17 protein-coding genes are annotated in these 18,712 nt (G+C 74.1%); 10 read left to right on the top strand and 7 right to left on the bottom strand.

The genetic code is table 11. From position 1 onward, the window contains the following. Positions 1–81 precede the first annotated feature (81 nt). The 6 genes from ACMCNK_RS04245 to ACMCNK_RS04220 all read left to right on the top strand — a co-directional run bounded on the left by ACMCNK_RS04245 (position 82) and on the right by ACMCNK_RS04220 (position 6,028). Positions 82–1,632 (top strand): dynamin family protein, encoded by a 1,551-nt coding sequence (locus ACMCNK_RS04245; protein WP_412735073.1) that lies wholly within the window; start codon positions 82–84, stop codon positions 1,630–1,632. Continuing rightward, positions 1,629–3,455 carry a dynamin family protein gene (locus ACMCNK_RS04240; protein WP_412735072.1) on the top strand — a complete coding sequence of 609 codons (1,827 nt, stop codon included), beginning with the start codon at positions 1,629–1,631 and terminating at the stop codon, positions 3,453–3,455. Before ACMCNK_RS04245 ends, ACMCNK_RS04240 begins: the two co-directional genes overlap by 4 nt. Next, positions 3,452–3,574, top strand: a complete 123-nt coding sequence (locus tag ACMCNK_RS04235; RefSeq protein WP_412735071.1) for a hypothetical protein — start codon at positions 3,452–3,454, stop codon at positions 3,572–3,574. The genes ACMCNK_RS04240 and ACMCNK_RS04235 overlap by 4 nt, the downstream gene beginning before the upstream one ends. Then, a complete protein-coding gene (locus ACMCNK_RS04230; RefSeq protein WP_412735070.1) occupies positions 3,567–4,190 on the top strand; it encodes a hypothetical protein in 624 nt (207 codons plus the stop codon). The genes ACMCNK_RS04235 and ACMCNK_RS04230 overlap by 8 nt, the downstream gene beginning before the upstream one ends. Positions 4,191–4,254: 64 nt before the next feature. Next, entirely contained in the window at positions 4,255–5,631 is a 1,377-nt protein-coding gene (locus ACMCNK_RS04225) for an MFS transporter (RefSeq protein ID WP_412735069.1), read from the top strand. A 34-nt stretch (positions 5,632–5,665) separates the two neighbouring features. Continuing rightward, a complete protein-coding gene (locus ACMCNK_RS04220; RefSeq protein ID WP_412735068.1) occupies positions 5,666–6,028 on the top strand; it encodes a GntR family transcriptional regulator in 363 nt (120 codons plus the stop codon). A 110-nt stretch (positions 6,029–6,138) separates the two neighbouring features. Here ACMCNK_RS04220 and ACMCNK_RS04215 read toward each other — a convergent pair whose 3' ends face one another. The 5 genes from ACMCNK_RS04215 to ACMCNK_RS04195 all read right to left on the bottom strand — a co-directional run bounded on the left by ACMCNK_RS04215 (position 6,139) and on the right by ACMCNK_RS04195 (position 11,029). After that, positions 6,139–7,257, bottom strand: coding sequence for a hypothetical protein (locus tag ACMCNK_RS04215; protein WP_412735067.1), 1,119 nt, complete (start codon positions 7,255–7,257; stop codon positions 6,139–6,141). A 143-nt stretch (positions 7,258–7,400) separates the two neighbouring features. Continuing rightward, positions 7,401–7,907 (bottom strand): CAP domain-containing protein, encoded by a 507-nt coding sequence (locus ACMCNK_RS04210; protein WP_412735066.1) that lies wholly within the window; start codon positions 7,905–7,907, stop codon positions 7,401–7,403. Between the two features lie 275 nt (positions 7,908–8,182). Then, a complete protein-coding gene (locus ACMCNK_RS04205) occupies positions 8,183–9,019 on the bottom strand; it encodes an undecaprenyl-diphosphate phosphatase (protein ID WP_412735065.1) in 837 nt (278 codons plus the stop codon). Between the two features lie 54 nt (positions 9,020–9,073). Continuing rightward, entirely contained in the window at positions 9,074–10,039 is a 966-nt protein-coding gene (locus tag ACMCNK_RS04200; protein WP_412735064.1) for a tyrosine-type recombinase/integrase, read from the bottom strand. Positions 10,040–10,171: 132 nt separating this feature from the next. Further along, positions 10,172–11,029, bottom strand: a complete 858-nt coding sequence (locus ACMCNK_RS04195) for a sigma-70 family RNA polymerase sigma factor (RefSeq protein WP_412735063.1) — start codon at positions 11,027–11,029, stop codon at positions 10,172–10,174. Between the two features lie 522 nt (positions 11,030–11,551). On the opposite strand from ACMCNK_RS04195, the gene ACMCNK_RS04190 reads away from it, so the two are divergent. Genes ACMCNK_RS04190 through ACMCNK_RS04180 form a run of 3 tightly spaced genes read left to right on the top strand, consistent with a single transcriptional unit; the run spans position 11,552 to position 15,907 of the window. Beyond that, positions 11,552–13,159, top strand: coding sequence for an IucA/IucC family protein (locus tag ACMCNK_RS04190; protein ID WP_412735062.1), 1,608 nt, complete (start codon positions 11,552–11,554; stop codon positions 13,157–13,159). Next, entirely contained in the window at positions 13,156–14,760 is a 1,605-nt protein-coding gene (locus ACMCNK_RS04185) for an IucA/IucC family protein (RefSeq protein WP_412735061.1), read from the top strand. The genes ACMCNK_RS04190 and ACMCNK_RS04185 overlap by 4 nt, the downstream gene beginning before the upstream one ends. Beyond that, entirely contained in the window at positions 14,747–15,907 is a 1,161-nt protein-coding gene (locus tag ACMCNK_RS04180) for an alanine racemase (RefSeq protein WP_412735060.1), read from the top strand. The genes ACMCNK_RS04185 and ACMCNK_RS04180 overlap by 14 nt, the downstream gene beginning before the upstream one ends. Before the next feature lie 5 nt (positions 15,908–15,912). Here the strand turns inward: ACMCNK_RS04180 and murJ are convergent, their stop codons facing one another. After that, positions 15,913–17,499 carry a murein biosynthesis integral membrane protein MurJ gene (gene murJ, locus ACMCNK_RS04175; RefSeq protein WP_412735059.1) on the bottom strand — a complete coding sequence of 529 codons (1,587 nt, stop codon included), beginning with the start codon at positions 17,497–17,499 and terminating at the stop codon, positions 15,913–15,915. Between the two features lie 109 nt (positions 17,500–17,608). Here murJ and ACMCNK_RS04170 point away from each other — a divergent pair, with 109 nt between their 5' ends. After that, a complete protein-coding gene (locus ACMCNK_RS04170) occupies positions 17,609–18,211 on the top strand; it encodes a fibronectin type III domain-containing protein (RefSeq protein WP_412735058.1) in 603 nt (200 codons plus the stop codon). 5 nt (positions 18,212–18,216) lie between these two features. Here ACMCNK_RS04170 and def read toward each other — a convergent pair whose 3' ends face one another. Next, the gene (gene def / locus ACMCNK_RS04165) at positions 18,217–18,711 is read right to left on the bottom strand and encodes a peptide deformylase (RefSeq protein WP_412735057.1); all 495 of its coding nucleotides are present in this window, start codon (positions 18,709–18,711) and stop codon (positions 18,217–18,219) included. Position 18,712: the final 1 nt, after the last annotated feature.

Here is an 18,712-nt window from a genome sequence, read left to right as displayed (position 1 = left end):
AGGACGTACCGGATCATGGTGGTGGACGACGGTCGCGGCCAGCATATTGTCGCTGACGGCCGGCGGCGCTGACGAGTCGTGGTGACCGGTCCCCTCTGCACCCGCGCGGCGACCCTGTGTGACGACATCGTGGCACGGGTCGGTCCGGACGTCGGTGGCCAGGTACAACAGATCCGTGAGCGGCTCGGTGAGCCGCTGCGGGTGGCGATCGCCGGGCGGTTGAAAGCCGGAAAGTCGACACTCGTCAACGCGCTCATCGGCCGGCGGGTCGCGCCGACCGCTGCGGGTGAGTGCACCCGGGTGGTGACCCGGTTCCGGTACGGCAGCGCGGACCGCGTCGACGTGGTGGGCCGCGACGGTTCGCGGCGCTGCCTGCCGCTGGACGACACCGGGATGATCCCGCAACGGCTCGGTGTCAGCGCGGAGCAGGTCGCATATCTGGATGTGGTGTTGACCAGTGAGCGGCTGCGGGAGCTGACCGTGGTCGACACACCGGGCCTGGCGTCGACCGACGCGCGGGTCAGTGCCCGCGCCGCGGCGGTGGTGCAGGCCCCGTTCGACGCCGGCATCGACTCCGGCAGTGTCGGGGAGGTCGCCGCCGCCGAGGCGGTCGTGTACGTGTTCACCCAGGCGGTGCGTGCCGACGACGTGCAGACCCTGGAGGCGTTCCGGGCGGCGACGGCGCAGCTGGCCAGCAGCCCGATCAACGCGCTGGGCGTGTTCGCGAAGATCGACACGCTGGCCGGTGGGGCCGCCGACCCGTGGCCGGTCGCGCAGCCCCTCGCCGCCCGGCAGGCGCAGCTGCTTGCCCGTACGGTCGCCGACGTGGTCCCCGTGGTGGGGTTGCTGGCCGAGACGACGCAGGCGGGCCGGCTCACCGCCGCCGACTGCGCCGCGCTGCGGGAGCTTTCGGTGCTGCCGGCCGGGGAGCTGGCGGTGCTGCTGGCGTCGGTGGACCTGTTCCGTACCCGGCCGGGCCCGCTGGCCGCGGCGCAGCGGGAGCGGCTGCTGGGGCTGCTCGACCTGTACGGGATCGGGTTCGCGGTGGCGCATCTGGCGGCGCAGCCGCACCTGGGCACCGGGGAGCTGGTGCGCCGCCTCGCGCAGGCGTCCGGTTTCGGCCGGGTCCGCGACACTGTGGAGCAGACGCTGCGGTGGCGTTCCGACGCGATCAAGGCGGGGTGGGCGCTGAGCCGGCTGGACCGCCTCGCCGGGCGCGCGGGCGCCGGCGCGGACCGGGATACGCTGCGCGACGCGGTGGAGGAGTTGCTGCGTGACCCTGCGTATCACCGGCTGCGGCTGCTGGCCGCGGCGCAGCGGGTCGCGGCGGGGGTGGTGGCGTTGCCGCAGCCGTGGGAGCAGGAGCTGATCGCGCTGGCCACCGCCGAGGATCCGCGGGTGATCCTGGGGATGCCGCAGGCGGGTGCGGCGGAGCTGGCCGATGCGGCGGTGCGGGCGGCGCACCGGTGGCGGGCGTACGCGGTGGCCGGTGCCGGACCGGCGCAGGCCCGGGTGGCGCAGGTGGCGCACCGCGGTTTCCACCTGCTCGCCCAGGCCCTGCGCGGCGGCGCCGCCCCCCTGCCCGCAACGACCGGGCCGGAATCGGGCACGAGCGGGCAGGTGGGCCCGTGACCGGCCGGGCGCTGGCCGCCGCCTTGGACACCGCGGTCCGCGACACCCTCGCGTTCGTCCGCGTCGCCGACCCGGACGCCGGTGCGGAACTGGCCGAGCTGCGCCGCGAACGGCTCACCCGCCCGTCGGTGGTGGTCGTCGGCGAAACAAAACGCGGCAAGAGTTCCCTGGTCAACGCGCTGCTCGGGGTGCCCGGCCTGTCCCCCGTCGACGCCGGGACCGCGACCAGCGCGTACCTGCACATCGGGCCCGGGCCGTGGGCGGTGCGGGCGTGGCCGCCGGGCGCGAGCGAACCGGTCGACGTGGACCCGGCCGAGCTGCCCGCGTGGGCGGCCGGCGACGGCCGGGCCCGCCGCATCGAGGTCACCCACCCGGCACCTTTGCTGCAGTACGTCAGCCTGGTCGACACCCCCGGCGTCGGCGGGTTGGACCCGGCGCACGCCACGGTGGCGCTCGACGCGGTGCAGCGGGCCACCGCGCTGCTGTTCACCGTGGACGCGTCCGCGCCGCTGTCGCAGCCGGAACTGGCTTTCCTCGGCGCGGCCAGCGAACGCGTCGACGCCGTCGTGTTCGCCCTCACCAAGATCGACGCGTTTGCGGGGTGGCGGCGGATCCTCGCCGACAACCGGGCGTTGCTGCGCGCCCACGCCCCCCGCTTCGCCGACGCCGGCTGGTACCCGGTGTCGGCGCGGCTGGCCGAGACGGCGCTGGCCACGCCGCAAGCCGCGCCCGCCCTGGTGGAGGCGTCCCGCATCGCCGAACTGCAACACGCCCTGATCGACCTGGCCGGGCGGGGGCATCAGCTGCAGCAGGCCAACGTGTTGCGCGCGGCCCGCGGCGAACTGACCCGGCTGGACGCCGCCGCGCACGCCCGGCTGCAGGCCACCGAGGCCGACCCGGCGCAACTGGCCGCGGTCCGCGCGCAACGCGCGGCGCTGGCCGCCCGTAAACGCACCGAGTCGCGGCAGTGGGCGCTGCTGCTCAACACCGAGACGCAGCGGGCCCGCATCGAGGTCGTCGGATCTTTGCGTACGCAGGTCGCCGAAGTGCAGCAACGCGTCGGCGAGCGCATCGACCGGTCGCGTCGTGACGCGCTGGCCACGCTGCCGCAGACCGTCGACACGGAGTTGCAGGCCGTCGCGGTGCGCCTGTCGCAGGACCTGCACGACACGTTCCGGCAGGTCGGCGCGGCCGTGCTGGCGCAGGTGTTCGACGACGCGGAACTGGAACAGGTGCTGGCGCGCCTCAACGCCACCCTGCGGCACGCCCTGTCGGCCGGGCCGCCCCGCGACGCCTCCGGCGACAACCTGCTGATCGCGTTGTCCGCGGGCGGGATCGCGTTCATGGCCGGACGCGGCGCCATCTTCGGCGCCAGCGTGCTCGGCGCGGGCGGCCTGGCCGCCGGTGGGCTGCTCATCCCGGTCGCCGGGATCGGGTTGGGCCTGGCCGCCGGCGGGTACGTGCTGTACCGGCGGCGGGTGCAGACCGACCGGCAGCAGGCCCGCGCGTGGCTGCGTGACGTGCTCGCCGAGGCCCGCGCCGCGCTCACCGACGAGATCTCGTTCCGTTTCACCGACCTGCAGTACGCGCTCAGCGTCGCCGTCGACGAGGCGGTCGAGCGGCGGCTGCGGGAACTGGACGCGCACATCGCCGACATCGATGCGGCCGCCGCGACCGACGCGGCGGGCCGGGCCCGGCGCCGCGCCGCCGCCCAGGCCGAACTCGACGCGATCCGGGGCCGCCTGGCCACGGTCGACGACGTGCTGACCCGGGCGCGGACCCTGACCCCCACCCCGGCCGACCCCGAGGAGACGATCGCGTGAGCGAGTGCACCGAGCGCAGCGAGGGCCGCGAGCGCACGCCCGACCGGCACCGCGTGAGCGAGTGCACCGAGCGCAGCGAGGGCCGCGAGCGCACGCGAAAGGGAGACATCGATGAGTGACCACCTGTGGCCCGATTTTCCCGACGACCCCGGCCACCACGATCCGGGCCTGCCCGGCGAGCACCACGACGACGCCGGCCTGCCGGATGTGTTCGACCCCGGCTTCGACCACGGCCACGACAGCGGGTGGGGCCTGGACGACGGGCACGACCACGACCCGGGCTACGACGACGCGCACGATCTCGGCCATGATCCCGGCCACGAGCACCATGCGGGCCACGACCACGACACTGCGGCCCCCGAGCCCGGCGACCATCACGACGCCGGGCAGGAGAATGTGGACCCGCCCGCGGACCCGCACCTGCTGGGGCACGTCGGCACCGACCCGGACGCGTGGGACGACACCGGCGCCGACCCGGCCGGGGTGTTCCCGCCCGCGCTCGACGTGGGCCCGCTGCCCGAACCGGTCGACGGGTTCCCGTGGATCGACACCGGCAGCCTCGGCCTGGTCGACCCGGCCGCCGTGCACCTGCCCGTGGAGCATCCCGACGCGGCGGGCCTGGCCGCGTACGCGGGCGCGGACCTGCCGCCCGGGGCGGACCCGTGGCAGGCGCTGGCCGACTCCGACGACCCGGCCACCAGCGCGCTGGCCCGATGGTGGCGCCACGACACGTGAGAACCGGCGCTGCAGGTGACATCATGGGCGCTCACCACCGCCCGGATGAGCTGGAGCGCACGTCATGGCCGCTACCGACACCTTCGCCGCCCCCGCCGCGGGGCGCCGCGAACGCACCGGCTGGTACTTCTACGACTGGGCCAACTCGGCGTTCTCCACCACGGTCATCACCGTGTTCCTGGGGCCGTTCCTGACCACCGTCACCGAGCAGGCGGCGGGGTGCGCGCTGGGCGCCGACGAATGCCACGGCCGGGTGCACCCGCTGGGCATCACGGTCGCCGCCGGTTCCTACTTCCCGTACCTGGTGTCGCTGTCGGTGCTGCTCACCGTCGTCGTCCTGCCGGTGATGGGTGCGGTCGCCGACCGCAGCAGCCGCAAGAAGCCGCTGCTGGCCGCGGCCGCGTTCACCGGCGCCGCGGCCACCGCCGGGTTCGCGTTCGTGACCGGGCAGCGGTACCTGCTCGGCGGGGTGCTGTTCCTGATCGCCAACATCGCGTTCGGCGCGTCCGTGGTGGTGTACAACTCGTTCCTGCCGGCGCTGGCCGGCCCGGACGAACGCGACCGGGTGTCGTCGCGTGGCTGGGCCATCGGCTACCTCGGCGGCGGGCTGCTGCTGCTGGCCAACCTCGTCGTCGTGCAGATGCTCAGCGTCGACGGCGACCACCAGCGCACCTTGGACCTGGCCCGCTGGTGCATCGTGTCGGCCGGGCTGTGGTGGGGCGGATTCACCCTGCTGCCGCTGCGCTGGCTGCGCGAGCACCCCGCCGCGGCAGCCACGCACCACGGCGGCAACGTGCTGCTGGACGGGTTCCGGCAGCTCGGGCGGACCCTGCGCGGGCTGCGCGCATACCCGCTGACGTTGTTCTTCCTGCTCGCCTACCTGGTCTACAACGACGGCATCCAGACCGTCATCGCCCTGGCCAGCCAGTACGGCACGGAGGAGTTGCGGCTGCAGCAGAGCGACCTGATCGTCACGATCCTGCTGGTGCAGTTCCTCGCGTTCGGTGGGGCGTTGCTGCTCGGCGCGCTGGCCGAACGCATCGGCGCCCGCAAAACCATCCTGATCAGCCTCGCCCTGTGGCTGGGGGTGATGCTGGCCGCGTACTGGCTGCCCGCGGGCGAACCGCTGCCGTTCATGCTGCTGGGCGTCGCGATCGGGCTGGTGCTGGGCGGCAGCCAGGCGCTGAGCCGGTCACTGTTCAGCCAGCTCATCCCGGCCGGCCGCGAAGGCGAGTACTACGGCTTCTACGAGATCAGCGACAAGGGCACCAGCTGGCTCGGCCCGCTCGCGTTCGGGCTGGTGTATCAGCTGACCAACAGCTACCGGATCGGGATCGTGTCGCTGATCGTGTTCTTCGTCGCCGGTGGCATCCTGCTGGCGATGGTGCCGATGCGCCGCGCCATCCTCGCCGCCGGCAACACCCCGCCGCGGCTGATCTGAGCGCAGGCTGATCCGAACGCAGGGGGCCCCGCCCATGGACATCGTCATCGACGCCGCGTCGGCCGTCCCGCCGTACGAGCAGGTGCGCACCCGGATCGCGGCGCTGGCCGCCACCGGTGCCCTGCCCGCCGGGACGAGGCTGCCGCCGGTACGGCAGCTCGCCGCCGAGCTGGGCCTGGCCGCGAACACGGTGGCCCGGGCGTACCGGGAGTTGGAACAGGCCGGGCTGGTGCAGACCCGCGGCCGGCTCGGCACCCTGGTCACGGCCCGCGCCGCGGGGGTGCCCGAGCAGGCACGGCAGCTGGCGCAGCGTTACGCCGCCGACACGGCCGCGCTGGGGGTGGCGCCGCAGGCCGCCCTGGACCTGGTCCGGGCCGCCCTGCACCTGCCCGGCTGACCGGCCGGACGCCGCGTTGTCCGGCCGGATGCCGGCCCGCTCGGCGGAAAAGGCCGCCCGGCGGCCGCGGCCGCCGGGCGTTGTCGATCGGGGTCGCCGCGGTCGCGAGGTCAGGCCGCGGCGGCGGCGTCCTCGGTGTCGGGCTCGGCCTCCGGTGTGACCCGCAGCAGCGACGCCCGCCGGGAACGGTTCGCCAGCGCATTGGTGACCAGCACCAGCACGATGCCGACACCCGCGTACAAGCTCAGGACTAGGACCGGGCGGGTGACCGGCGCGGCGGGAAAGTACAGGATGTCGCGGACCAGGGTGGCGCCGGCGCCGGTGGGCAGCACCTGCCCCAGCACACGGGCAACCGGCGGCAGGAACTCCGGCAGCACGGTCGCGCCGGAGATCGGCACACCGAACAGGAAGTACGCGGTGCCCAGGAACGAACCGGCCGCGCCGATCAACGCGACCAGACCGGCGACGGACCCGGTGATCGCCACGGACACCAGCAGGAACGCCCGGAACAGGTGCGCGTCGGTGCCGGCCGCCACGATCCCGAACGCGTGCGCAGCCACCAGCACCGCCGCGGCAGACGCGGCCGCGTACGCAAGAAGTGTCGCGGTGTGCCCGACGCCGCGCCACACCGACGGTTTCGTGCGGGCACCGATGCGGCCCAGCCCGATCGACGCGACGGTGGCGCCGATGGCCAGCGCCTGCACCAGCAGCCCGATGGACGCGCCGGTACGGTCGTCGGCCGGCAACGGCACCACATCGGTGATGGCCGGTGGGGTGGTCAGCTGTTGCACCGTGGCCGGCGGCACCGGCCGGCCCGCCGCGGTGAGCTGCTGCACCTGATCGGCGGTCTGCTTCTGCACGACCGTGGTGAACGCGGTCTTCAGCGCGTTGGCGGCCGCGGTGCCGGCGGCCGACGCGATGTACAGGTGCGGCGGGGCCGCGGTGACGTCGAGCCCGCCGAAGATCTGTTTGGCGGTGATGGCCGCGGTCATCGCGTCGACCGACGAGTACGGACGCGACGCGAACTGGCCGCCCTGGTCGATGGCGGCCTGGACCCGGGCGGCGTCGGCGGGGGCGGCGACGTACCCGACGGGCAGGTCGTGGGGTTGCGGAGCGTGGGCCACGCTGAGGTAGTAGGCGGACATGACGATTTGGATGATCCCGCCCGCCACGATCAGGCCCAGCACGGCCCACCGCAGCAACCACGGCCGATCCTGACTCGTGTTCACTGACGCCTCCCCCTGTCGGCTCTCCGCCCGGCTACCCGCTTTGTACCGTATCCGGCCGGGTGGGAAATATCCGGCCGGATACGGGACATGAAACCGGCCGGCATGCGGGGGCATGCCGGCCGGTCAGGGGTGTGGTGTGCGGGTCAGCGCCAGCCGAACTCCTGGGAGTAGTACGGGGTCCCGTTCTTGGCGTAGTACACGCCGACCGCGAACGCCTTGGCGCGGCAGTCGAGGATGTTGGCGCGGTGCCCGGGGCTGGCCATCCACGCCTTCATGGTCTCCGAGGCGGTGCGGTAGCCGTACGCGACGTTCTCGCTCATCGGCCACGCGTAGCCGGCGGTGTGCGCGCGGGTGACGAACGTGGAACCGTGCGAACCGATGTGGCTCATACGGTTCGTGGAAGCCTGGTACGCGGAGTGGCCGCGCGCCGCGAGCAGCAGACGGGAGTCGACCCGCATCGGCCGGCAGCCCGCACGCACCCGGGTGTTGTTGGTGTACGTGACGAGCTGGCTCTGCAGAGTGGCCGTGGAGACTCCGGCGGCCTGGGCGGCAGTCGCGGTGACCGCGGTGGTGGCGGTCAGCGCCGCGCCGGTACCGGCGAGCAGGACGCTGATGGTGGTGACGGCTTTGCGCAGCTGCTTGCGGGCCACTTCTGATCTCCCCCGGTCTGACGGCTGCAGGTGCAGCCGCTCACGGGAAAGAGAGTCGAGGTCGCCAGGTGCGCCCCCCGGTCACGGACGGTTGCCCCCGGGTTGCACCTCATACTTTCGGCGGCCAGCCACCGGCCGATCAGCCGCCGCAGCGCGGCGGCTGATGTCCACACCGGAGACCGATCAGTGACCCGCGTCACCCAGCCGGCACACTGATGCTCAGCCTCGGCGTCGCCGCCTGAACCCCACCCGGACTCAGCCGGCCACGGCCCCGATCACTTCGGCGCGATCACGCTCGTCGCCAGCAGCACCGTCAGCAACGCCCCCAGCAGCAACCGGTACGCGATGAAGATGCTGTACGAATGCTTCGAAATGAACTTCAACAGCCACGCCACCGCCGCGTAACCCACCACGAAACTCGTGACAGTCGCAACGATCGTGGGCCCCCAGCCCACCCCCGCCGAGATGTTCCCGGCCTCCTTCACGACCTCCAACGCGGTCGCCCCCAGCAACGCCGGGATCGACAGGAAGAACGACAACTTCGTCACCGTCACCCGGTCGAAGTCACGCAACAGACCCGCGCACATCGTCGCCCCCGACCGCGACACCCCCGGAACCAGCGCCAGACACTGCGCCACCCCGATGATCAGCGTGTCCTTCCACGTCACGTCGTCCTCGTGACGCACCTGCGTCGCCGCCCGGTCCGCGAACCACATCACCCCGCTGAACAGGATCAGCGACGCCGCCACGAACCACAGACTCCGAAACGTCGTCTCGATCGTGTCCTTGAACGCCAGCCCCACGATCGCGATCGGGATCGACCCCAGGATCACCGCCCACCCGAACCGGTAATCCGCGTCGTCGCGCCGCTGCGCACTGAACACGCCCCGCACCCACGCCGGCACGATCCGGGCGATGTCACGCCGCAGGAAAATCGTCGTCGCCAGCACCGCACCCGACTGAATGATCGCCGTGAACGCCGTGATGTCCGGATCGTCGATCTGGTACCCCAGCACCTTTTCCATGATCGTCAGGTGGCCCGTGCTCGAGACCGGCAGGAACTCCGTGATGCCCTCGACCGCGCCGAGCAGCACCGCCTCGAAGATGTTCAACCCGAACCCCGTCTCCCGAACCCGACCGGCAACCGGTCGAGAATAGGGGGTCGGTCAAAACCCGGCACGCCGGACCCGCGCGGCCGCCAAAGTGTACGCAGGATCACGGTCCAGGTTGTGCCGGTCCCGGTCGTAACGGCGGGTCGTCCGCGGATCCGCATGCCCCATCGCGTCCTGCACATCCTCCAACGCCACCCCCTCGGCCCGCGCCGAGGTCGCGAACGCGTGCCGCAGCGAATGCGGCGACAACCGCTGCCAACCCGCGATCCCCGCATCCCGGGCCAGCCGCCGCACCAGCCGGAACACCGCATGCCGATCCACCCGGGCACCCGAAGCCGTCACGAACAACGGCCCGTCGGCCCCCGCCGGCCGCACCCCCAGGTACGCATCCAGCGCCGCACCCGCAGCCGCCGTCAACACCCGCCGCCGCGCCCGCCCGCCCTTGCCCACGAACCGCACCGTACGGTGGCCCCGCTCAGCACCCACATCCCCCACGTCCAGCCCGACAAGCTCACCCACCCGCAACCCCAGATCGGCCAGCAACGCCACCATCGCCCGATGCCGCAACGCCGCCGGGCCCTCATCCGCCTGCGCCGCCGCCAGCAACGCATCCACCTGCTCCGCGGACAACCCCACGGTCGCCGAATGATCCCGCGACACGTACGGGCGGTCCGCTCCCCCGACCGGGTTCGCCGCCACCGCCCGCAACTTCACCAGAAAGTCGTACCAACTCGACAAACCCGACAGCTTGCGGGCCACCGTCGCCGCCGACAACCGCCGCCCCGACCGCGGATCCACCCGCGACTCCAACTCCCGCGCATACGCATTCACATCCAGAAACGACGCCCGCAACGGATCCAGCTCCCGGCCCGCACACCACCCCAACCACCCCGCCACATCCCGCCGGTACGCCACCCGGGTGTGCTCCGACAACCGCCGATTCGCCAGCCACGCCTCCGTGACCTGCTCCGCCCCACCCCCGACGGCCACCACACCCGCCTGCCGCGGCACCACAGACATACGCCCATGCTGCCAAAGCACCCCACCCGCAACACCACCAGACACGCCGGCCGCCACCACACCCCACAAACGACGGCGGCCGCCGCGCCCCCACCCCGGGACGCGACGGCCGACACCGCCGAACCACCTTGCTCAGGCAGCCGCGGCAACCTTCATACCCTGCACATCCGTCACGGCCAGCCGCGACGCCATCGTGCTACGACCCGCGATCTGCGCCGCGTACGCCGCCCGCCGACGCGCCACACAGCCATCCTTCGCCGCCACCGTCGCCTGCTGCTCCATGTGCGTGCTCAAACCATCACGCAGCAGCGCCAGCGCCTCGGTCCGCAACTGCGACACCCGCGACTCGGTCACACCCAGCTCCGCCGCAACCTCCGACAGCGGCCGCTCCTGCAGGAACGACGACTCCACCACGAAGCGCAGACGCTCCGGCAGCACCGACACCGCATCGTGCAGGTAGCCGATCCGCTCCCGGTGCAACAGCACCTCCTCCGGGTTCGGCGCCGCGTCGGTCACCATGTCCTCGGCAGTACCCGCCGCGAACCCCTGCAGCGACAGCACCGCCGCCCGCTGCACGTCGTCCTCGATGTGCGCCAGCTCGCTCACGCCCACACCCAGCAGCTCCGCCAGCTCCGGCGCGCTCGGCGTACGCCCCAGCTGCGTCGTCAACTCCTGCCGCGCCACATCCGCCTTACGCGCCCGGGCCCGCACCGACCGGCTCGCCCAGTCCATGCTGCGCAGCTCGTCCAGCAGCGCCCCCCGGACCCGCACCGCCGCGAACCGGCCGAACGGGATGCCCCGGCTCGCGTCGAACGCCTGGGCGGCGGTCACGAGTGCGGCGTATCCCGCCGACGCCAGATCGTCACGGTGCACATGCGCCGGAACCTTGAACAGCATCTCGCGGACCATGTGGCCCACCAGCGGCATGTTCTCGCGGATCATCAGTTCCTGCTCGCGGGTGACGGTCTTGGTCGTGGTCGCTGCAGTCATTGCGTTTCCCCTCCGGTCGTCGCCGTGACGGCTCAGCGGCTGACGAGGGAAACTTTTCGGGACGCTGGGTGCAGCAATCGGTCGCTGTCGGTTGCGGCCGGGTTGCGGACGTCAAGCACAGCTCAAGCAAGCTCAAGGACGGCTCAAGCAGGCCGATCGCGAGCACTCCGCGCGGCACACACCCGCGCCGCACATCACCACAGGTCGGCAGTCCGCGTGCCGCCCCTAAGGGTTCACAACCCTCCGAGCCCCGCCGGCGGCGTGGCGTACGCCACATCAAGCCCGATCCGGGCGCCGCGGCGCCCGGATGCGGCTACACCGCCCGGCCGTCCCTGAGCGGCCGTGACGGCGCAGGGGCCGACGGTGGCCAGGCGAAAAGTCCTTGGGTAGTCGGTGTTGTTCCGATTTTGGTTTGGCCGGGCGTTCGCGCGGGTGCGAGGCCGCACACCCTGTAGGCCGTCCTAGGATGTTTGTGGTGGGGTGCGCCGAGCGCGCCATGCGCCCGACCGCGACAATGAGCGGGTGCCCCAGCCGACGAACCGGCCCGCCGCCCCCAGCGCCGACCCGGCGCACACCCGCGACACCCTGACGCAGCTGCGACCCGACCTGCTCGACGCGTACGACACCGCACTGCCCGCCGCCCGCGCCGCCGTGCTGGCCCGGCTGCTCGGCGCCCTCGACCGCGAACATCTGCCCGGCGTGCGCCCCGCCCCCGGACCGGCCGGGCACCTGCACCGGCTGCTCGACGACGGGCGCCTGCTGCGCGCCCCCGCGGCCGCAGCAGCGGCGTTCGCCGACGCCGCGCCCGGACTCACCGTGCACGTCGGCGACGACGCCCACACCGACCCCGGCAATCTGCTGCGCGCCCTGCGCCTGCCCGGCGCCGGCCCGCTCGCCGCCGAACTCGACGACAGCGTCGCCAACCTCGCCCTGGCCCGCGCGGACACACCCGCCCCGCACGGCGGCACCGGCGCCCTCAAGGCCGCCGCCGGCGACCCCGGCGGGCTCGGCCGCCTCGAACAGGCCGTCACCGACGGCCACCCCCTGCACCCCTGCTGCCGCACCCGCACCGGCCTGACCACCGCGCAGGTCCTCGCGTACGCCCCCGAGCACCGGCCCGTGATCCGGCTACGCCGCCTGCGCGTACCCCCCGACAGGTGGCACGGCGACGCCCCGCCCGTCCTGTACGCCCACCCGTGGCAGGCCGAACGGCTGCGCGCCGAACACCCGTGGCTCGCCGACGACGGCGAAACCGGCCCCGCCCGGCCCCTGATGTCGCTGCGTACGGTCGCCCCCCTCGACGGCGGCGACCACCTCAAGACCGCGGTCGACGTGCAGATGACCTCCGCGGTCCGCACCGTGTCCCCCGCCGCGGTGCACAACGGGCCGCTGCTGTCCACACTGCTCACCGAACTCACCCGGGACCTGCCGCTGACCGTGCTCGCCGAGACCGCCGCCGGCGCCGTGCTCGTCGACGGCGCCCCCGACCGGCGCCTGGCGTACCTGCGCCGCCGCGCCCCGCACCTACGCCCCGGCGAGACCGTGCTGCCGCTGGCCGCGCTCGCCGCCGCCTCCCCCGCCGACGGGCAGCCGCTGCTCAGCGAAGCGGTCCGCGACCACGGCGCCGACCCGTACGCATGGCTCACCGCCCTGGCCGCCGTCCTGGTGGCGCCGCTGCTGACCGTGCTCGACCGCGGCGTCGCGCTGGAAGCGCACGGGCAGAACACCCTCGTCGTGCTGCGGGCCGGGCACCCCATCCGGCTCGTCTACCGCGACCTCGGCGGCGTCCGGGTCAGCGCGCGCCGGCTGCACACGGCGGGCGTGGGCTGTCCCCCGCTGCACGGCGACCTGCCCAGCGACGACCCCGGCGTGCTGCGCACGAAACTGTTCGCCGCGCTGGGCACGGTCCTGGGGGAACTGGTGGCCGTGCTGGCCCGCCACCACGACGCCGAACCGGCCCGGCTGTGGGCCGGGCTCGCCGCCGCCGTCCGCGCCGCCGGCACACCCGACGCCGCCCGGCTGCTGCACGACCCGCTGCCGGTCAAGGCGACCACCGCGATGCGGCTCGCCGCCGACCCGCTGGACGACCAGTGGGCGTACCTGCCCAACCCGCTGGCGGCGGCGCCGTGACCCGCAGCCTGTCCGGCGCCGCGCTCGCCGTCGCCGCCGCGCACGCCGAAGCCGCCCTGGCCGTGCACGCCCCCGGCCTGGTCGACGCGTACCTGGCCGCGCTGCCCGCCGCCGCCGACACGGTCGGGCGGCGGCTGCGCGCCGCGCTCGTGCGCGAAGGCCTCACCGACGACACCGGCGGCGGACGCCGCCATGGCTTCGGCCGCGTCGAGTACGACCGGGCCGGCGCCGACGACCCCGCCGACCTGCTGCCCGCCGGGCTGCCCGGCAACGCCGCGGGTTTCGCCGCCGAACTGCGCAACGCCGTGGTCAACCTGGCCATCGCCCAGGCCCGCGCCACCACCCGCCCGGTGCAGGCGCACCCGGGCGACGACCCCGACGCGGACGCGCTGCGCCTCGAACGGCTCGCCGTGGCCGGCCACAACCTGCACCCGTGCGGACGCACCCGCCTGGGCTGGGACACCACCGACGTGCTCGCCCACGATCTGGAGGCCGGACACACCACCGTCGGGTTCGTGGCCGTACGCGCCGACGCGCACCTCGGCGACGACCTCGGCGACCACCTGACCCGCGCCTACCCGCAGCTACCCGCAGCCCCGCCCGGCTACCGGCTGCAGCCGGTCCACCCGTGGCAACGCGACACCGTCCTGCCCGGCCGCTACGCCCCGCTGCTGCGCGACGGCACGCTGCGGATCCTCGACGCCGAACTGGACGCCGCCCCGACCGCCGCCTTGCGCACCCTGCTCCTGCCCGCCGACGCCGCCGGGCGCCGCCACTACGCCAAGGTGTCCCTGGACATCCAGGTCACCTCCACCCGGCGCAGCATCAGCGTGGCCAGCACCCGCAACGGCCCGGCCATCGCCCGGCTGCTGGCCGCGCTGCTCGCCGACGACCCCGACGGGGCGCGGCTGCTGCTGATGGCCGAGACCGCCGGCGCCGCCGTACCCGCAGGCTCCGGCCGTGACGCCTCCGCGATCCTGCGCGACGGGCTCACCGGCGCTCTGGCCCCCGGCGAACATGTCGTGCCCGGCGGGGCGCTGCCCGAACTGGCCGGGCGGCTCGCCGCCACCTCCGGGCTGGGGGTACACGGATGGCTGTCGGCGTACGCGCGGCTGCTGCTGCCACCGCTGCTGCGGCTGGCCGCCCGCGGCGCCGCCCTGGAAGCACACCTGCAGAACTGCCTGCCCACGTTCGTCGGCGGGCGGCCCCACCGGCTCGCCGTCCGCGACTTCGCCGGGCTGCGGCTGCACCCGGGCCGGCTGGCCGCCGCCGGGCACACCGTCACGCTGTGGCCCGGCTCGGTGATCGCCACCGCCGACCCGGACGTGCTGCGCGCCAAACTCGGCTACACCGCGCTGCAGGCCCACCTCGGCGAACTGATCATCCGGCTGGGCGCGCACGGGCTGGACGAGGACACCGCGTGGCGCGAGGTCCGCGCGGTTGTCGACGACACGTACGCGGGGCTCGGCGCCGACGCCCGCGCCGACCACGCCGCGTTCACCGCCCCGCTCACCGCCCACAAGGCGCTCGTGCGGATGCGGCTGCTCGGCGACGGCGACACGTACGTGCCCGTACCGAACGCGTTGCATGCGCCCGCCTGAGCCGGTCGCCGCCGCGCTGCGGGCCCTGCCCCGGCCGGTGTGCGCGTACGTCTACGACACCGCCGCGTTGCGCGGGCGCGCCGCCGCCGTCCGCGCCGCGCTGCCCCCCGCCGCGACGCTGCTGTACGCGGTGAAGGCCAACGGCCACCCCGACGTGGTACGCACCCTCGCCGCGGCCTGCGACGGCCTGGAGGTCGCCAGCGGCGGCGAACTGGCGCTGGCCGTGGCCGCCGGTGCCCGCCGGATCGTCTTCGGCGGCCCGGCCAAGACCGACGCGGAACTGGCCGCCGCGCTCGCCGCCCGCGCGCAACTCAACGTCGAAAGCGGACACGAGCTGCGCCGCGTCGACGTGGCCGCCCGCGCCGCGGGCACCACCGCCGCCGTCACGGTACGGGTCAACCGGGCGGGCGCCGCACTGCCCGGCAGCCACGCCATGACCGGCACGGCCACCCCGTTCGGCGTCGACGAGAAGGACCTGCCCGCCGTGCTCGCGCTGGCCGCCACCCTGCCCGCCGTGCAGGTCACCGGGTTCCACCTGCACGCGGTCTCCAACAACCTCGACGCGACCGCGCACGCCGCGTTCGTCGCCGACGCGCTCACCTGGTCCCGGCAGTGCGCCGCCGCCCACGGCATCGACCTGCACGTGGTCAACGTCGGCGGCGGCCTCGGCGTCGACTACACCGGCGACGCCACCATCGACCTGGGCGCGCTGCGCAGCGGCCTGGCCGGGCTCGACCTCACCGGCGTCGACCTGATCGTCGAACCCGGGCGGATCCTGGCCGCCGACGCCGGCTGGTACGCCGCCGAAGTGCTCGACCTCAAACACACCCACGGCCGCTGGTTCGCGGTGCTGCGCGGCGGCACCCACCACTTCCGGCTGCCCGCCGCGTGGGGCTACAGCCACCCGTTCACCGTGCTGCCGGTCGACGCCTGGCCGTACGACTGGGCCCGCCCCGAGATCGGCAACACCGCCGTGGACGCGGTCGGGGAACTGTGCACCCCCCGCGACGTTCTCGCCCGCGACCACCCGGTCGACCGGCTCCGCGTCGGCGACATCCTGGTGTTCGCCCGCACCGGCGCGTACGGCTGGGACATCTCCCACCACGACTTCCTGCACCACCCCCACCCGCGGTTCGTGGTGCTGTAGCCCGCTCAGCCGCGGGCCACCACCGCGAGCTGCCGCAACTCCGACAACCGCACCAGCCGGCCCGCCGCGGCGTACCCGGCGGCGCCGGCCGCACCCGCCACCACCACCGTGACCAGCGCCCCCGGCCAGCCCGGCGCGACCACCGGCGCCAGCGCCCGGACCGCAGCCCACGCACCACCCGCCCCCGCACCCGCGGCCACCAGCACCCGCACATGCGTCCGCACCAGAGCCCGCCCGTCGATGCGGCCCAGCCGCGCCCGCAACGCCAGCGCCGTCGCCACCAGACCCACGGCGTACGCGACCGCATACGCGACCGGCACCGCAACCACCACCGCGGCCGGGGGCAGCAACCGCACCGCGGCCAGACACAACGCCGCCCCGGCCGCCGACACCCCCGTGGTGATCAACGCCGGGGTCCGGGTGTCCTGCAACGCGAAGAAACCCCGCTGCAACACCATGTAGCCGGTGAACGGCACGAGCGCGACACCGAACGCCGACAGCACCACACCCAGCTGCGCCACCGTCGGCCCGGCACTGCGGCCGTGCGCGAACAACAACACCGAGATCTGCGGACCCAGCAGCATCAACGCCACCGCGAACGGCGCCACCGCCACCACCGCAACCCGCGCCGCCAACGACAGGTCACCGATCACCCGCTCATGGTCGCGGCGCGCCGCGCTACGGCTCAACCGCGGCAGCAACACCGTCATCAACGACACCGCCACCACCGCGAACGGCACCTGGAACACCGTCAACGCATGCTGGTACGCGCTGAGCCCGCCCGGCCCGCTGCGCGACGCCACCCGGGTGGCCACCGCGAGCAGCACCTGCGCCGCGACCACCGACAGCAGCGCCCACCCGCCGATCCGCGCGATCCGCCGCACCGCCACACCCCGCGGATCAGCCCGCAGCCGCACCGGGAAACCGCTGCGCGACAACGACCACACCACGAACGCCGCCTGCGCCAGCACCCCGGCGCTCGTACCGACCCCCAGCAGCGCGAGCTCTGCCGCGCTCAGGTCGGCGAACCGGGTGGTGCCGCCCACGGCGAGATAACCCAACCCCACCACGATCACCACCACGCTGTTGGCCAGCGGCGCCCACATCGGCGCGGCGAACCGCCCCCGTACGGTCAGCACCGCACCCGCCACCGCGCTGACGCCGTAGAACAGGATTTGCGGCAGGAAGAAACGGCTCAGCACGACCGTCAGCTCCCGCTGCGGCGCGGTGAAGCCGGGCCCGTACAGCCGAACCAGCCACGGCGCCGCCACCACCGCGAGCAGGGTCAGCGCCGTCAGCGCGCACACCGTCAGCGACAGCAGCCGCTGCGCATACGCCACCCCGGCGTCGCCGTCATCGGCCACGGCCCGGGTCAACAACGGCACCAGCACACCGGCCAGCACACCCCCGGCCACCACCTCGTAGACCGCATTGGGCAGCGTGTTCGCCACGTTGTAGCTGTCCAGCAGCCGGCTGCCCAGCCCCAGCGCCGCCGTGAGCACCAGGATCCGGACGAACCCGGCAGCCCGCGACGCGGCGGTCGCCACCGCCGTCGCCCGCCCGGCACGCCCCAACGACGATCGATCCTGCACCCCGACCTTCCTAGCGCACCCGCGCACCCCGCAACTGCCGGGCTCAGCAGCAGGCACCGCCCGGCCGATGGTGTCGCCGACCCCCTCTGGCCGACGGGAAGGCAACCGCGTGATCCGCCCCACGTTCGCTGTCTGCGCCCTGCTCACGCTCGCCGCAGGCGGCTGCGCCTCCACGGCCGGCACCGGCCAGGACGTCGCCACCCCGGCGACACCCGCGGCGCAGAGCTGGATCGTCGTGGCCACCGGCGCCACCCCGACCGCATCGCCGGCCCCGACCACACGTACGACACCCACGGCGTCGCCCGCGGTGCCGTCCGCGTCCGCCTCCGCAACGCCGACGCCGACCGCCAGCGCGAGCCACGCCTACGCCACCTGCGTCGGCGCCCACAAGGCCGGCCAGATCACGGTCGCCGACGTGCAGCCCGGCCGCACCAGCGCGGTCGTGCGCTGGAACAACCCCGGCGACGAATCCGTCGTCGCCTACCGCGTCACGGCGATCTCCCAGGACCTCGTGGGCGGATCCCAGCCGCAGCTGCCCTGGACCGTCGTCGACCCCGGCCACGGCTGCCACACCGTCACCGCCACCGTGCCCGGCCTGCAGCCGCACACCCGGTACGTCTTCCCCGTCAACGCGATCCGCACGGCGCTCTCCCAGGACGGCACGACCCAGAGCCTGACCGTCGCGCGTTCCCGGGTCGTCACCACCGGCTGACCGGCTCAGCGGCGCGCCGCAAACGTACGCCGCAGCTCCCGCAACGCCTGACGGCGGACATCGCCGGTCAGGACGTCCAGATACAGCCGGCCGTCGAGATGGTCGGTCTCGTGCTGCAACGCCCGCGCCAGCAGACCCGTGCCGTGGATCGTCACCGGCTCGCCGCGCCGGTCCACGCCCCGCACGGTGACCGCCGCCGCCCGCCGGGTCACGAACCCCAGCCCCGGCAGCGACAGGCAGCCCTCCTCGTCGTCGCTGACCCCGGACGCCTCCGACAGCACCGGGTTCACCACATGCCCGACCCGCCCGCCGACGTTGAACGAGAACACCCGCAGACCCACCCCGATCTGCGGGGCGGCGACCCCGGCCCGCCCCGGCTCGCGCACCGTGTCCTCCAGGTCGGTGACCAGAGCGTGCAGGTCGTCGTCGAACACGGTCACCGGCTGCGCCGGCGCACGCAACACCGGGTCGCCGTACCGGCGGATCGGACGTACGGTCATG

The sequence above is a fragment of the Krasilnikovia sp. MM14-A1259 genome (genome assembly GCF_047159535.1).
GTDB lineage: Bacteria > Actinomycetota > Actinomycetes > Mycobacteriales > Micromonosporaceae > Actinoplanes.
The sequence above is the reverse complement of the archived record's forward strand: the minus strand, read 5'-3'. Positions and strand labels throughout refer to the sequence as shown.

Excerpts from the sequence above, each read along its gene's own strand:
- ACMCNK_RS04195 (WP_412735063.1), bottom strand. The coding sequence starts at position 11,029 with ATGACTGCAGCGACCACGACCAAGACCGTCACCCGCGAGCAGGAACTG.
- ACMCNK_RS04220 (WP_412735068.1), top strand. The coding sequence starts at position 5,666 with ATGGACATCGTCATCGACGCCGCGTCGGCCGTCCCGCCGTACGAGCAG.
- def (WP_412735057.1), bottom strand. The coding sequence starts at position 18,711 with ATGACCGTACGTCCGATCCGCCGGTACGGCGACCCGGTGTTGCGTGCG.
- ACMCNK_RS04230 (WP_412735070.1), top strand. The coding sequence starts at position 3,567 with ATGAGTGACCACCTGTGGCCCGATTTTCCCGACGACCCCGGCCACCAC.
- ACMCNK_RS04225 (WP_412735069.1), top strand. The coding sequence starts at position 4,255 with ATGGCCGCTACCGACACCTTCGCCGCCCCCGCCGCGGGGCGCCGCGAA.
- ACMCNK_RS04180 (WP_412735060.1), top strand. The coding sequence starts at position 14,747 with ATGCGCCCGCCTGAGCCGGTCGCCGCCGCGCTGCGGGCCCTGCCCCGG.
- ACMCNK_RS04200 (WP_412735064.1), bottom strand. The coding sequence starts at position 10,039 with ATGTCTGTGGTGCCGCGGCAGGCGGGTGTGGTGGCCGTCGGGGGTGGG.